The sequence below is a fragment of the Dictyobacter alpinus genome, assembly GCF_003967575.1.
GTDB classification, from domain to species: domain Bacteria; phylum Chloroflexota; class Ktedonobacteria; order Ktedonobacterales; family Ktedonobacteraceae; genus Dictyobacter; species Dictyobacter alpinus.
On the sequence record NZ_BIFT01000002.1, the window covers coordinates 1,482,388 to 1,497,546 of the forward strand.

The 15,159-nt window shown below is 48.2% G+C and carries 12 protein-coding genes; 4 read left to right on the forward strand and 8 right to left on the reverse strand.

Translation table 11 applies throughout. The features are described from left to right. The first annotated feature begins 133 nt into the window (after positions 1 to 133). Complete coding sequence (locus EL633_RS28455; RefSeq protein ID WP_161982505.1) at positions 134 to 1,105, forward strand: glycoside hydrolase family 16 protein; 972 nt, start codon at positions 134 to 136, stop codon at positions 1,103 to 1,105. 91 nt (positions 1,106 to 1,196) lie between these two features. Here EL633_RS28455 and EL633_RS28460 read toward each other — a convergent pair whose 3' ends face one another. Then, positions 1,197 to 3,335, reverse strand: a complete 2,139-nt coding sequence (locus tag EL633_RS28460; RefSeq protein WP_126630617.1) for a hypothetical protein — start codon at positions 3,333 to 3,335, stop codon at positions 1,197 to 1,199. A gap of 329 nt (positions 3,336 to 3,664) precedes the next feature. On the opposite strand from EL633_RS28460, the gene EL633_RS28465 reads away from it, so the two are divergent. Continuing rightward, positions 3,665 to 4,312, forward strand: a complete 648-nt coding sequence (locus EL633_RS28465; protein WP_126630618.1) for a thiamine diphosphokinase — start codon at positions 3,665 to 3,667, stop codon at positions 4,310 to 4,312. 78 nt (positions 4,313 to 4,390) lie between these two features. Here EL633_RS28465 and EL633_RS28470 read toward each other — a convergent pair whose 3' ends face one another. After that, a complete protein-coding gene (locus EL633_RS28470; RefSeq protein WP_246039283.1) occupies positions 4,391 to 5,662 on the reverse strand; it encodes a cytochrome P450 in 1,272 nt (423 codons plus the stop codon). A 229-nt stretch (positions 5,663 to 5,891) separates the two neighbouring features. Here EL633_RS28470 and EL633_RS28475 point away from each other — a divergent pair, with 229 nt between their 5' ends. Together EL633_RS28475 and EL633_RS28480 are read left to right on the forward strand one after the other, a co-directional pair. Then, positions 5,892 to 6,440, forward strand: a complete 549-nt coding sequence (locus EL633_RS28475) for a TetR/AcrR family transcriptional regulator (RefSeq protein WP_126630619.1) — start codon at positions 5,892 to 5,894, stop codon at positions 6,438 to 6,440. 308 nt (positions 6,441 to 6,748) lie between these two features. Next, positions 6,749 to 7,006, forward strand: coding sequence for a hypothetical protein (locus EL633_RS28480; RefSeq protein ID WP_126630620.1), 258 nt, complete (start codon positions 6,749 to 6,751; stop codon positions 7,004 to 7,006). A 274-nt stretch (positions 7,007 to 7,280) separates the two neighbouring features. Here the strand turns inward: EL633_RS28480 and chrA are convergent, their stop codons facing one another. The 6 genes from chrA to EL633_RS28510 all read right to left on the reverse strand — a co-directional run bounded on the left by chrA (position 7,281) and on the right by EL633_RS28510 (position 14,794). Continuing rightward, the gene (chrA, locus tag EL633_RS28485; RefSeq protein WP_246039284.1) at positions 7,281 to 8,510 is read right to left on the reverse strand and encodes a chromate efflux transporter; all 1,230 of its coding nucleotides are present in this window, start codon (positions 8,508 to 8,510) and stop codon (positions 7,281 to 7,283) included. A 166-nt stretch (positions 8,511 to 8,676) separates the two neighbouring features. After that, a complete protein-coding gene (locus EL633_RS28490) occupies positions 8,677 to 9,192 on the reverse strand; it encodes an NUDIX domain-containing protein (protein WP_126630622.1) in 516 nt (171 codons plus the stop codon). 396 nt (positions 9,193 to 9,588) lie between these two features. Continuing rightward, positions 9,589 to 11,178, reverse strand: a complete 1,590-nt coding sequence (locus tag EL633_RS28495) for an ABC transporter ATP-binding protein (RefSeq protein WP_126630623.1) — start codon at positions 11,176 to 11,178, stop codon at positions 9,589 to 9,591. Between the two features lie 12 nt (positions 11,179 to 11,190). Then, positions 11,191 to 12,138 carry an ABC transporter permease gene (locus EL633_RS28500; RefSeq protein ID WP_246039285.1) on the reverse strand — a complete coding sequence of 316 codons (948 nt, stop codon included), beginning with the start codon at positions 12,136 to 12,138 and terminating at the stop codon, positions 11,191 to 11,193. A gap of 2 nt (positions 12,139 to 12,140) precedes the next feature. Further along, on the reverse strand, positions 12,141 to 13,475 hold the full coding sequence (locus EL633_RS28505; RefSeq protein ID WP_161982506.1) for an ABC transporter permease: 1,335 nt from the start codon (positions 13,473 to 13,475) through the stop codon (positions 12,141 to 12,143). Positions 13,476 to 13,723: 248 nt separating this feature from the next. Beyond that, positions 13,724 to 14,794 carry a BMP family lipoprotein gene (locus EL633_RS28510; protein ID WP_126630625.1) on the reverse strand — a complete coding sequence of 357 codons (1,071 nt, stop codon included), beginning with the start codon at positions 14,792 to 14,794 and terminating at the stop codon, positions 13,724 to 13,726. Between the last annotated feature and the right edge of the window lie 365 nt (positions 14,795 to 15,159).

Below are 15,159 nucleotides of genomic sequence, written 5' to 3' on the forward strand. Positions count from 1 at the left end.
CCCACGTGCTATGCTATGGACGGTGGGACAGGTAGCGTGCATGTTGACACGTTTTCAGAATAGTATTTTTTGCTTTATTGCTCGACCACTGTCCTTTTGTGTCCATAATATCGATGAAGGAGAATGCAAGGCTGTGAAGCAAAGAAGGCGTTTGTTCCTTGCCGGCGCATTGCTATTGTTGTGCATACTGATCACTGCGACAATTTTTATTTATCCTGCATTATCGCAATCCTCTAACAAGGTTACAACAAAACCGGTCAGTGGTAGTACGCCAACCAGTATAGCCAGGAGTCAAAGCAATCCGAAAGATCCAATGAAGGATATGCATTTACAATTAGCTCCTCACCCAACGACCGCCCCCAGAGCTCTTCCCACACCAACACCAGTACCTGTAACACCAACGCCAGTACCCACAGCGGCAAATGTAGGGACGAATCCAGCACCACCTACCAGTAGTGCCGGTTGGAGCTTGATTTTAAATGACGATTTCAATGGTAGCAGTCTCAACTCTCCCTGGGGGACCTATAATGGCCCGCATGGCGGCGGGAAAAGCTTTTATGATCCCAAAGAGGTACAGGTATCAAATGGATTGCTTCATGTAGGGGCGGAACGCAAAACCACCAGTGGCTACGCTATTACTACCGGTGGCCTGGCTGCATTCGGCCTGGCACAGGTCTATGGAAAATATGAGTTTCGAGCCCAACTACCACATGGCAAAGGCCTTGATCCATATACGATCCTCTGGCCTAACAGCCAGCAAGCAAATTCTGCACAGGTCGATCTATTTGAAAGCCCACCAGTCAACAAAGATACGCTCTATTGTACCAACCATGGAGTCGATGGCACGTCTGATCAGGTCCAGGCCCATGGCAATTTTGCTGATGCCTTCCATGTCTTCACTTATGAATGGACACCTGGACGTATCCGTTTTCTGGTAGATGGGGTTGACCAGGGTTCATTAACCAAGAACATTCCCAATTTCTCAATGTGGTTTGGGATTGCCATCAGTTCAGGAGACGCATTCACAGGCGATCCAGATCCCAACACGGCCTTTCCAGTCTCAATGGATGTAGATTGGGTACATATCTACAAATACAATGGCTAACGCCAATCAAGAGCAAAAAATTTGGGTGTGAGGGTACAGAAAAGTGTCGGCTGAGCCGACACTTTTCTGTACCCTCACACCCAAAAGCTGGTCAATGCCTACGGGTTTTATCATGCTCAAAGCGTGCATAGCTATGGACATGTGGCTTTACACCCTGGATATTATGAGGCTGAGCAGCTTGTACAAGTAGTGTACTTGAAGCTAAATTATTGTCAGTAGCAGGATCGCCAGGAATATCAACCGCAGCCGTTGAAGTGAGGATTGGGAGCGCGTCATTTGTGAGTTCGCCCGTGATGGCAATTGGCGCGAGATTGATAGTGGAATGGGACCCGATTTTACCTATATATTGTGCATGCATCACGGCTGGACTGACGGTATCACTCAAAGTAATCAGCCAATCTTTACCGGTTGCCTGCAAATTGCGTAATCCCAACGGCATCACCTCATCGACAGAGATGCTTTTGGAGTTGGGGATAGCCTCGGCGGCTCTGGTCTTAGCTACAACGATGACAAAATCCACTTTATCACCAACCGTGGCATGATCACCATAGAGATTGGTATGCACAAGCATCAGATCTGGACCAACACTAGTTGTAGGAGTTGTGCCTGCAGTGCCTACAGGCGGCCCCGCATGGGTTAATACTACAGTGGACACAGGCGTCACTGGGGTAGGCATCACAGACGGCACTGGCGTGCTGACAGGCAATTTCGTCTGAGTAGGCTCTGCGGGAACCGTTGCTCCGACCACAAAGGAATCCACGATGATATTCTCAGGCGCATCCACAATATCGTTGGAAACCACCACCGATGCGTTGGATAATAAGGGTCCAGCGGCACTGGTGATCACACCACTAATTGTAATTGGCGGCAAAGTTGTACCAGCCACAATTGGATAAGGTCCATTAAATGTAGCCACTATGGCAGCCGGCCCAACGGTACTCGATGCAGCAATAGTCCAACCCGATCCAGTATAAGTTATATTGCTAAGACCTACAGCAACAATATCGACGATCGACACGACCTGATTTTCATTGCCCTGCATATTACTGACACTCAACACATAATTGGCTCTCTGCCCAATGGCATAATGATTATCAGCCGGTGCATCAGGTCGTGCCATGACCAGACGAAGGTGCGCACTCATCAGAGGCGCTTGCACAATCTTCGGCAACACAGTTGTTACAGCGATCGACGTTGGGGTTACATGCGGGTTCAGTATTGCCGTTGCCACTGGTGTCACAGTTGCTTGGAGGGAAATACCAGACCTCCTATGTATTTCTGGTTTTATATATGGGGTAGCTCTGGGAATTGGACGCAACATTGGCGTCCTGATCTTGTCAGGGATCACCTTGGGATGTGCTACACGCGTGGGCGTCACAGGCAAAATTCTTGGAGTAGGTGTAGGTACAGCAAAGATTTTGTGTGGCACAGGTGTCATGATTACATGCATCGTAGGTATCACAGTTGCTTTTGCGGCTAAATATTCAGTCTTTTGTGCACCTACAAATAGCGTAGTGGTCGTAATATCTTTATCGGTATCTTGATTTTCAAGCCCATCCACAGTTGCGGTACTGGTAATAGCTGGCTCAGCATCCCGAGTCAAGGTGCCAATCACAAATATTGGTGGCAGGTCAGTATTGGCATCAATAGGCTTTGTACCAGTATATTTAGCAGTCAATACAGCTGGTCCGATGGTATCGCTCAGAGTGATCTGCCAATTCAAACCACTGGCTTTAAGATGGGTTAAGCCCAGCGGGACAACATTCATCACGACAATCCCAGCCTGCCTGGTATCTGCAACCGTACCCTCTCCATTTCCTACTACCAGGCGGTACACAATGGTTTCTCCAACTTTCAATTGGTTAGCTGTAGGATTTATGTGCCGAATATAAAGAGCAGGAACAGATGGCTCGAAGGCCTTTGTCGCATTTCTGGCAACGGCCGTTACTAGCGACATTGCAGTTGCGGCTGTCTTCAGTGGTTCTGAAGGAGCCAGAACGGCGACAGTCGCAGTTGCAGCTACCATCGAAGTCGCCTTTGCAGGTATGACAGGTTGCTTATGTTTTAACGTATGTTGTTTATCACTATTTTTGTTGGCTTTATGTAAAGAAGCTTGCAGCTTTCCATGAGTATGCTGATGGGAAACACCTTTTTTTGTCTTCAACACATTGTGTTGCTGCAATGGTCCTCGGGCAATCGCTGGTTGAGATTGCAAGCTACCACCAGCCAATACTTGACTCCCCATGAATAGCAGGCAAAGGAAGCTGATAAAGCAAAGGGAAAATCGGGGGGAGTACCCTGTCTTTAAGCTGGACTTCACTGATTCTGGTCGCTTCATTACAAATTACACTTTCTACTATTGTTAGGCGCTGGCACCACACAAAAATCCTACAGGTATTTTAAATGAATGCTAGCATGTGACTCATTATCTAGTTCATATTTAGTATAAGGAGAAACTAAAAACAAAAAGAAATAATAGCCACTAAAAATGCCTCTCAAGTAAAGCCATTTCTGCTATAATGAAAAGCCAAAAAGCGTTTAACGGATGGGAAAAGTTCTATGCATATTGTTATCTTCGCAGGCGGAAAGCTCCGTCCAGGGCCCAAAGTACAGGCGGTACTACAAACTGCCGATCTCATTATTGCTGCGGATAGTGGAGCGGCTACCGCGCTCGATTATGGGCATATTCCGGCTGTGATTCTGGGGGATTTCGATTCGCTGCCTGAACATCTGATAGAGGAGTTACAACAACAGGGCAGTCAATTAATCAGAGCTTCCGTGCATAAAGATGAAACCGATACAGAACTGGCATTAATAGAGGCTCGGCAGCGTGGCGCCAGCACTATTACAATTCTAGGGGCCTTTGGTGGTTCACGTATTGAGCATAGCCTGGCCAACGTCTTTCTGCTGACCGGATTCCACGATATCCCAGTGCAGATCATTGATGGTCCCTCTACTTGCTGGCTGCTCAGTGGACCCGCCAGCAGCAGCATTAGCGGACAATCAGGGGACTTTGTCTCGCTTTTCCCTATGACGATGGAGGTCACAGCGATCACCACCGCCAACCTGGCCTATGCACTCAAAGGAGAAAACCTGCGCTTTGGCACTCCACGTGGCATCAGTAACGAACTCCTGGAATCCCAGGCTACTGTCACAATTGATCAAGGTCAACTACTTATCATTCATACCAGCCGTGAACAGGAATAGATAAAAGAGCACCCGGCAATGATGGATTCTATAATCATTGCCGGGTGCTCTTTTATCTGTGCGCAAACGATAAACGCTTTATTTATCTTCAAGCTTCAATATGAACTTGCGCAGTTCATATCCGGTACTGACGTCGTTCCAGGTAAGGGTAGGGGCGCGTTCAATACTCAGGTTGGGTAGGGCCAGGAGACGTTTCAGGAAGATATCGGTCTCTTGAATGGCCAGAAATGAACCGGGACAGCGATGAGTACCATCACCAAAGCCCATTAACATCGAAGCCACACGATCCCCTTGCAAGTGCCGTTCGGGACAGATGGACAAGGGCTCCTCACCCACAACAGTCTGGTCAGCATTGGTAGCATAGATGTGGAGGTCAATTAATGCACCATTAGGAATTACGAAGCTCTTGCCCTGACTCTGTACAGTCACATCAGCGGTAGCGCGACGATACAAATTGCCAACCACTGGCTCAATGCGTAGCACCTCATGCAGCATCTCGGTACGCTCATCCTCTGAGCCGCCCAGATAGCGATCACGTAGCGCTGGATGCTCCAGAAAATGCCAGGCCGCCATGCTGATAAATTCACGTGTGGTAACCATACCAGCCGCCGCATAGGTTACACATTCCGTCAGGATTTCTGGCTCGCTATATTTGAGACCAATCAGATGCGAGATAACATCTTCCTGCGGTTTCTGTTTACGCGCCTTAATAGCAGGCTGCACATCCAGGAAGTAGAAGGAGAGCATCTGCCGCTGTCCTAACAACTGGCGTATCTTATCAAACAGCGTTGGTTTGGACTTTGCATCAGGAGCTGGTCCATTAGAGCTCTGATGAAAGAATGCATCCAGGCGACGATCCATACCTGGTAAGCGGCTACTGGTCAGACCAACCACACGCGCCGCCACCTGTACGGCCAGGGCCAGGCTCAACTGGCTCAAATCAACCTGCTTCTCACGCTTCACCTTCTCCACCAGTTGATCCGACAGGGTTTCCATAAATTGTCGATACTGGGTACTCACTGTTTTTGGCGTAAAGAAGCGGGCCGTTTGCTTACGCTGCTGCTGGTGAATCTTACCTTCTTGATAAAGGATGGGTTTATTCTCTAGACTTTTGACATCCGCGATCTGATCAGCATTAAATCCTGCCTGCCGTGTATCACCGCTCCGCAGAATAAAACGTGCCTCCTCAAAACCGCGTACATGCCAGACGCCAGCTTCATCACACTCGATAGGCAGGTCAACCGGCTCAACGGTCCGACCTGTCTTCTGACGCGATAACGCTTGATGATCGATAGGACAGCGCCCCGCGCCATCCGACGCCTCGGGCATGGTTGGAATATTCTGTGCCATAAAGACCTACTTTCTTAGCAATATTTTTATGATATAGTTGCAAACATTCGAAATTATATATATATTATGAGACATACTATATCATAAAAACCAGCAAAAATTCAAGAGAAACGCCAATAGATACTGTTTTTGGCACATATATCAAGAATTAATCGGCAGCAATATTCTGTTCATGAATGGATGTGATATTCTAAGTGGACATGCATCATACTGATATACGGGGGAATCTATGGATACGCAGGATCGCCGGGTGAGGCGCACGCAACATTCACTGGCTAAAGCATTAATCGCTCTGACACTGGAAAAAGGGTACGATGCGGTAACAATCCGTGACATTACTGAAAGAGCTGATATCGGCTATGCAACGTTTTTTCGCCACTATCGCGATAAAGACGGCTTGCTAAAAGATGTATTGGATGTTGTACTGACGGAATTCATCGATCTATTGCGCAATCAAGGCACAACTACAACTGGTCCACTTCTATTTCGCTATGTTGAGGAACATCATGAAGTGGTACATGTACTCCTGAACAGTGGCTACCTGCGTCAGCAACTCATCGCGGCTGCGGCACAGACAACCTTCAATGAACATAGTGGCCATACCCAGAACAAAATCCCACTAGAAATCGCCTCAAATCATGTTGTTGCTTCTAGCATCGCACTCATTGACTGGTGGCTCGCGCATAAGATGCCCTACCCAGCAGAACAGATGGGCAGTATCTATGAAGAACTGATCATAAAGCCAACAACTGAACTGGCCTTCCTGCCCAAGGATTGAAACCAGAGCAAAATTATACTAGCGTTTTACGTACTTTCGTGCCTGATCTGGTATAAGCCTCAGGCGCATAAAACTATTTTAACGGAAAAAGCCAATTTATACAATATGATCTTATATTATGCTATATAGCATGTTAAAAATGTACTCACTTGAGGCAGTTTTATAGAAAAACTGGTATAATAATAAGGAAGGGGAAATCCATAAGATGGTGGCTGTTTAGTTGTGTTTTTCTGGCCTACTTAACAGGAAAAAAACACATTTTTTTTACTGTGGTAATTCACGATGCCTGACAAACAAGGGAGAAATCTATGGTTGAGAAAAGAGTGCAGCAAGGACGTCGTGGACAACAGCATATGCTGTTTGCTCAGCAACAAACAACCTATGCCTGGAGAAATGTACAACTCATTGATCGCGGCAGCATTATTATTGTGATGCAAGAAGAAGTCCGTGTCCTTGGCAGCAGACAGGACAGCGATTGCCTCTATCTTAGCTATACAGATCCAGTCAGTGGCACCAAAACTGAGCAGCTTTTTAACCTCACAGATTATGTTTACTTGAAGTTATAATCCTCTTAAGAAGTTTATTAAATCCATATAGATAATTTTTTTAGCCATATAACTCTATGGATAAATTTAGCATCTCATTTGTGCAACCGCACACGGGCCCTAAAGCGCCCGTGATTCTTGTAAGTGTGTTGTAAAATCGTGTGCAAAGCACACGATTTTACAACACACTTACAAGAAGTTTTAACATTTAAAATAAAGAGTTTTAACAGTTTAAAATGTTGCAGCCACTGAGGATTTTTTACTTCTTTGGGTTTCCTTTAGTGTTCAAATGGTTTTATATATGTTGTATGAGAATACCTAGTAGAGCTGAAATAAGGACTACAGCCCAGGGGGGCAACTTCCAGATGACGAGCAGGCCAAATGCGAGGAGGCCGAGAGCGAAGTCGACTGGAACATGAATAGCGGTGGTCCAGATCGGTTGGTAGAGGGCTGCGAGGAGGATGCCGACAACGGCCGCGTTGATGCCTCGTAACGCAGCCTGGAAGGGCTGATAGGTGCGTAGCTGGTTCCAGAAGGGTAGAATGCCGGTTACAAACAGGAATGAGGGTAGGAAAATAGCCACCAGAGCAATGATACCTCCAAGCCAACCATTGGGGCTGGGATGTGAAACAGCCCCGAGATAGGCAGAAAAGGTAAAGAGAGGTCCTGGTACAGCCTGAGCGGCCGCATAGCCTGTAATAAATTGATCATTGCTCACCCAGCCCGCAGGAACTACTTCACGTTGCAGTAACGGCAAGACCACATGACCACCACCAAAGACAAGCGAACCAACCCGGAAAAATGTATCAAAGAGTGCCAGCCCTTGATTGGGCGCGATAAGCCGTAGTAACGGCAATCCTATTAATAAGGTGAAGAAGATTACTATACTACATACGGCCAGACGCCGGGACACCATCAAGGTTAATTTCGAGGAGGCTGGTATAGCCATCTGGTGAAAAAGTCGCCAGCCAATCAGACCAGCTAGCGCCAGTATGATCAATTGGGCAATGGCTACCGGCCAGAGGAGGATCACAATCGCTGCCACAATGGCGATTGTGGCCCGTGGTTTATCAGGACACAGCGTTGAAGCCATACCCCAGACAGCCTGCGCCACAACCGCGACAGCAGCGATCAAGAGGCCGTGCAACCATCCTGTCTGAGCACTAGCATGGAATATTGTCGTCGCATAAGCGAAGAGCACCAGAGCAAGCGCTGAGGGCAAAGTAAAGCCTAACCAGGCAGCCAGACCGCCCCATAGACCGGCACGGGTCATACCCAGTGCGATCCCCATCTGGCTACTCGAAGGTCCTGGGAGAAACTGGCAGAGCGCCAGAAGGTCAGCATAATTCTGCTCATCCAGCCATTTACGGCGCACCACAATTTCCTGCCGAAAATAACCGAGATGGGCCACAGGACCACCAAAGGAGGTCAGGCCTAACCTGATGAAAACGCCTAAGACCTCAAGAAACGATCCATCAGAGGATACCTTTGCTTGTACAGGATCTGCTGTCTCTTCAGTATACATAATATTCCATTTCATCTATATAGAATATATAAACTTCGTCACTACCAATTATGGTAACGCCACATGCAAGTTTTCAATGGGCACATGTATAGAGTACAGTGGTATGTATTGAGCAGTTGTTTGATACATACCACTGTACTCTATACAGATGGAAACATGAAAAATACTATTGCTGTATTTTTTGTAGGGCAGCCTCATAAAAACCAGCGTGGCGTTGAATCCAATCAATTCTGCGTGCTTCTTCGGGAGCAAAAAAGCCGCGCCCATGAGTTTCGGAAGTGCGCTCAAAGTCCTCAAGTCCTGTTATTTGTCCGGTATAAAATACCTGATAGCTATCTGGATAAGGATAAGCATAAGGATCTGGCTTTGGGCCTAGTAAGCGCAGACGTTGATAACCCAAAAGTTGCAGTGACCCCACATGGACTCCGGTCTCTTCATACAGTTCACGCCGTGCCGCCTCTTCCACCGTCTCACCTGGTTCAACATGCCCGCCTGGAAGGTCCCAGCCTCGGTCGGTCAACTGACTCATCACGATTTCTTCACCTGAAAATGCCAGCACGAACGCCGTCGCAATCGCATCAAGAGGCGGTAATACCGTTGACAATATAAGCGATCCCTCATTCGGCTGTGGCAACCAGGCAATATCGCGCTCTACTTTTAAGACATTACCAATTTGTTCCATAAAACACCTCTTTCTACAACTTCCATTTTAGCATGTGTTACCAAGAAGAGACCAACAAACATTTACGGGCATTTACCTCGCTTGTTTTTAAGGAACGCCATGTGCAAGTTTTATCCCTCACACCTCGCGCCTACGGCGCTCGCTTGTTTTGAGGAGGAAAATGACGAGGCGGTCGCGACCGCCTCGTCATTTTCCTCCTCAAAAGAGTGGGTATGTGGAAAACTTGCACATGGTTTTTAAGGAACAAATGGCGAGGTGGTCACGACCACCTCGCCATTTGTTCCTTAAAAACACCAGATGTGCGTGAAAAGCATTTCTGGCGTTATTAATGTTATTGGATTATAAAGAGGATCTATCACTGTATATGATAGATCCTCTTTTCACTAAAGGAAAACTTTACTGAGGATCCCGATGACCACCGGTCATGAGGATACCAAGTTCTTCTTCACTAGCTTCTGGGGAGACGATATCGACGATTTTGCCTTCATACATGACGGCAATGCGGTCCGATAAAGAACGAATTTCGTCAAGTTCAGCGGAGATAAGCAGGACAGCCTTGCCAGCATCACGCTGGTCGATGAGCTGACGATGAATAAATTCGATGGCGCCAATATCAACGCCACGCGTTGGTTGTGAAGCGATCAATACAACTGGATCAGCCCCTAATTCGCGAGCAATGATCAGTTTCTGCTGATTACCACCTGAGAGCGTACTCATAGCAGCAGTAGCCGATGGGGTACGGACATCAAACTCTTTAATTAACTTCTGGGCCCAGCCAGCGATATGTTTGAGTTGCAAAACCAGTCCACGCCAGGAAAATTGCTGCCAGCGATGCCGGCCCAGAATTGAATTGTCCTCAATCGATTCGGCAATCACCAGACCACTTTCACGACGATCTTCAGGAATATGCGACATACCAGCCACACGCACACCACGCGCACCTAAGGTGGTGATATCCACCTCGCGGCCAGCCTTCCCATCCTTTACAGCCGTCAGCGTGATCTGTCCACCGGTCGGCTTGCGCATACCGGTCAGGACCTCAACCAGTTCTGTCTGTCCATTGCCTTCAACGCCAGCGATACCAAGGATCTCACCAGAATGTACATCCAGACTGACTTTGTGCAGGATCGCTAAATCACGGTCAGATTGTGCTTCGAGTTCATGGACATGGAGTACCACGGGACCCGGATTGGCCGGCGTCTTCTCAACGCGTAGCAACACATCACGACCAACCATAGCCCTGGCAATCTCACGCTGGTTGGTTTCCTTTGTGATCAGTTCCCCAACGTTCTGCCCACGACGCAAAACAGTAATCGCATCGGTAACAGCCAGCACTTCACGCAACTTATGGGTAATAAAGATAATGGTCTTACCCTGCTTCACCAGGTCACGTAACACCACAAATAACTCATCTGTTTCCTGTGGAGTCAGCACACCGGTTGGCTCATCCATGACCAGAATATCAGCACCGCGATAGAGCATCTTTAAGATCTCGACACGCTGCTGCTGTCCCACAGACAACTTTTCGATGCGTACATCAGGATCGATAGGAAGACCATAGCGCGCGCTCAAGGCCAGGATATCCTCACGGGCACGCTTACGATCATAGGCCGCACCAATGCCTCCTGGCTCGCTACCCAGCACAATATTTTCCGCTACTGTCAGAGGAGGAATCAACATAAAGTGCTGGTGCACCATACCGATACCCAGGCGAATCGCATCGCGAGGTCCCGCGATATGCACAGGGGTACCATTAATCAGCACCTCACCACTATCCGGCTTGACGATTCCATAGAGGATATTCATCAAAGTAGACTTACCAGCGCCATTCTCGCCCACCAGGGCATGGATCTCGCCCTTCTTCACCTGCAGGTTTACATGATTACTTGCGACCACACCAGGCCAGGCTTTATAGATATCGCGCATCTCCACGGCATATGGAGTCGATTTCTCTTCAGATCGCGCGATTACAGTACTCTCTTGCATAATCTGTCACTCCTACTCTGAAGCTGGCTCATAAGGCACGCCATCCGCAGCGGGGGCTGTCGTACGACCAACCAGGCCAACCAGGGCCACCAGGGTCAGCAGATATGGCAGGGTACTCAGCAAATTGGCCGAAATACCTGTATCCTGTAGACGGGGGCTCAAAGCTTCACCAAGGCCAAACACCAGACAGGCGGCAGCCGCACCAAACGGCGTATATTTACCAAAGATCATCGCGGCCAGTGCGATATATCCCTGTCCAGCCGTCATGTTCTGATTAAAGATACCAGCAATACCCAGCGACAAGAAGGCGCCGGCCAGACCAGAGAGCAGGCCACTGCTGACCACACACGCATAGCGCACCAGACGCACATTAACACCAGCGGTATCCGCGGCATGAGGATGCTCACCAACCGCGCGAATACGCAAGCCGATATTCGTGCGGAACAACAAAAATTGCGTTGCCAACAATATAACTACAGCAACATAAAAAATAATATTTTGTTGGAACAGTACAGGACCGATAAAAGGAATATTTGCCAGCGGTCCCCATTGTAATTGTGGCAAGCGCAACGCATCATCAAGCGCTTTAATACCTTGTCCCTGGGTCTGAATAGGCAACAGGAAATTAGTCAGGCCAAGGGCCGCCAGGTTAATAGCAATACCACTCACAGTCTGGTTAGCCATAAAATGAATAGAGACAACCGCATGCACCAGAGCCAGCAGTCCGCCAGCAATAACTGCACCCAGTACACCCAACCAGACGTTATTGGTAGCGATAGCCATCATCACCCCAACATAGGCACCGATCAACATCAGGCCTTCCATCGCAAGATTAATCACACCGCTACGTTCTGAAAGCACAGCGCCCAGAGCAGGTAAGAGGAGAAGCACCGCAAACTGCAAGCTCGCCTGCCAGAAATCCGCTGATAGCAAGACCTTCCCTAATATTTGGAAAAACACAATTATTCCTCCTGTCCCGATGATGTGGGCAATCCGGTCTTTTCTACGCCCTCACCTACTACTTTATTACCACTCACAACCGCCTCTTGCGGGTCAGCCGTCCCCTGTTCTTCTGGAGGCTTAACCTTGATCATGCCAGGAACCAGTCCAGGTCTGGAGCCTCGGCTCAGAAAAGTGGGGAGGAAACGCTGAAGTGAAGGTACGTACTCAACCGCGATACTAAAGAGTACCAGAGCCTGCAAAATGGTGATGATGTCACCCGGCACATCCACATAACTCTGCAAATAAGGTCCTGCTTGCTGTAAGCTACCAAAGAGTAAGGAGGCCAACAGGACACCGGTTGAGGTAGTGCGACCCAACAAGGCAACGCCAATGGCATCAAAACCCGTGGAATCCACGGCAAAGGAAGAACTAATCAATTGGTAAGGCGACTGACCCATCAAGCGTACAGAGCCAGCCAGGCCCGCAAAAGCGCCGGCGATAATCATGACCATGACAATATTTTTGCGCACCGAAATACCCGCGTAGCGGGCCGCCTTAGGATTCTGGCCGATAACCCGCAATTCATACCCAAAGGTCGTCCGGACAGTCACAAACCAGTAGACGAGCATCGCGACAAAAGCAATCAGCAGGCCAACGTCCACTGTATATTGAGCTGCGTCAGGAATCTGCGGCAAAAACGTACCGAGAGTCTGGTTATAGAAATTGGCAAGGGAAGGTATTGTTGCTTGCGGCGCCATAGGAAGGGTCTGCTGCGAAAGTTTCGGCGCTTGAAAAGGTCCTTCTACCAGAAAAGCACAAACATAGAAGGCGATCCAGTTCAGCATAATCGAGGTCACCACTTCATGGGCACCACGCCATGCCTTCAGGACACCTACGAGGCCTCCCCAGATGCCACCCGCGACCATGCTTCCTAGCAGCATAAGAGGGACCAGCAACCATCCTGGCAGCGATGCTAATTGGATACCAATAGCACCCGCCGCCATCGACCCAACCGCTAACTGGCCAGCAGCACCGATATTAAATAAGCCTGCGCGAAAAGCGATCGCAACGGCGAGGCCAGCAAAGATCAGGGGGGTTGCCTTCGCAAGAGTATAAGAGATACTTTGGAGACTTCCAAAGGAACCCACAAGCAGATAATAATAGGTTGAAACGGCAGTGATAAAACGATTATCCAGCTGTCCAGGCGTGGTAATCATGATGATGATACCACCAAGAATAAAGGAAACCAGAACTGCAATCAATGGCCGCCCTAAGGCTGCCCTGAATTGTTGCATCCACCTGGCCAATCGAGACGCAGGAGCAGATGTCCTACGCTGCACTGTTGGCATTGCCATACGGCTCCTCCTGCGCAATAGAAAGAATAAGAAGATTTGCAATGACAAATAAGACTGAACTGTATCATAACATTGAGTTGCGGCTGAGACAAACGCAACCACAAGCAAAATATACACTATGCATAAATTGGATCGGGCAACAATGATCCTTAGCAATGGGCTTTCACTAACATGCAGATGGCGCTGCCTTCTCTCTAGAGAAAGAAGATCAGCGCCAATCATGCCAATGTTAACAGAAATGCGGCTAACTACTTCTGTACGGCATCTGGCACAGTTATGGCACCAGATTTGATATCCGCAATATATTTGTCAACCACAGGTTTGATCTCAGCAGGCAAGGAAGAGCTGAGGCCAGCCAGACCAACACCATCATTGGTCAGATCAAAAGGAGCAGGATTCGGAGAGAATTTGTTCGCCTCGAAATCTTTAATGGTCAGATAAACAGCCTGATCCACGCGCTTGATGGCGCTAGTAATCACGCTATCGTTGACCTTAGATTGATCGCTGTCAACACCGATACTGTAGACACCTTTGGCTTTGGCTGCCTGTAAGGCACCAACGCCACAACCACCAGCAACCTGGAAGATGATATCAGCTTTTCCGGAGCTGATCTGGTTGTTGGCAATATCCTGACATTTAGCAGTATTGTCAAAGGACTGGGAGTAATTGATTTTTACAGTTACCGCAGGATTGACTTTTTTAGCACAGTACTGATAGCCAGCCAGGTAGTGGTCAACTGGTGGGATCGCCAGACCACCAACAGCCGCGATAGTATTGTTACCAGACAACTTGGTGAGTTTGCTCTTACCCAGCAGTTCCATCTGCCCGGCGACTACACCAGCCAGACAGCCAGCCTGCTGCTCTTTGAAGGACAAAGGAGCCACGTTTTTCAGCGGATCGCAGTTGCCCTTAGCATCTGTCGCACAGGAGTCAATCAAAGCAAAGGATTTGGTAGGATTGGCTTTTGCCACCTGATCCATGGCTGTCGCCATCAGGAAACCTACACCGATTACCATATCAGAGGTCTGGGCGGCACGAGTCAGGTTGCTAACATAGTCGTTCTGAGATTTAGATTCAATAACCTGACGACGGAATTTTAATTCGTTTTGAGCTTTTGTGTAACCAACATTGGCCGACTGGTTAAAGCTCTGATCGTTCAAGCCACCGATGTCCGTGACCAGTGTCACAGTCTTCGGCGCAGGGGTGGAACCGCCACCATTGTTATTGGTAGCAGGGGTGGTAGTACCACAGGCTGACAGGAATATCCCGCACAACACAAAGAGCGAGATAATTAGGCTAGGAGCGCCAGACCTTCTCATAGAGGTAGGATCCTTTCTTTGTCTCCAAAGAGATTGCGAAAAAATAAATTCAAAGTTCGTGCAATGTGCTTACTGGACTTGTTATGTGTCTATAAAGTAATGAAGATTCCGTCTCTTTCTATGCCCAGATAGATAGTGCGCGAAAGAGATGTTTCCCATCTTTATAAAGCCAGGGGACAAGGCATGCCACCACCACAAATACATTCGTATCCTGGACATAGTTATTCCCGGCGACAAAGAATGAGGGGTGTTTGCGTTTCCCAATAAGTATATACGTACCGATGTGTATATTTCTCACCAGTAATATAACAAATTTATGGGTGATAAAGCACACTTTATACCAAAATTACTACCGCCTGTTTGCT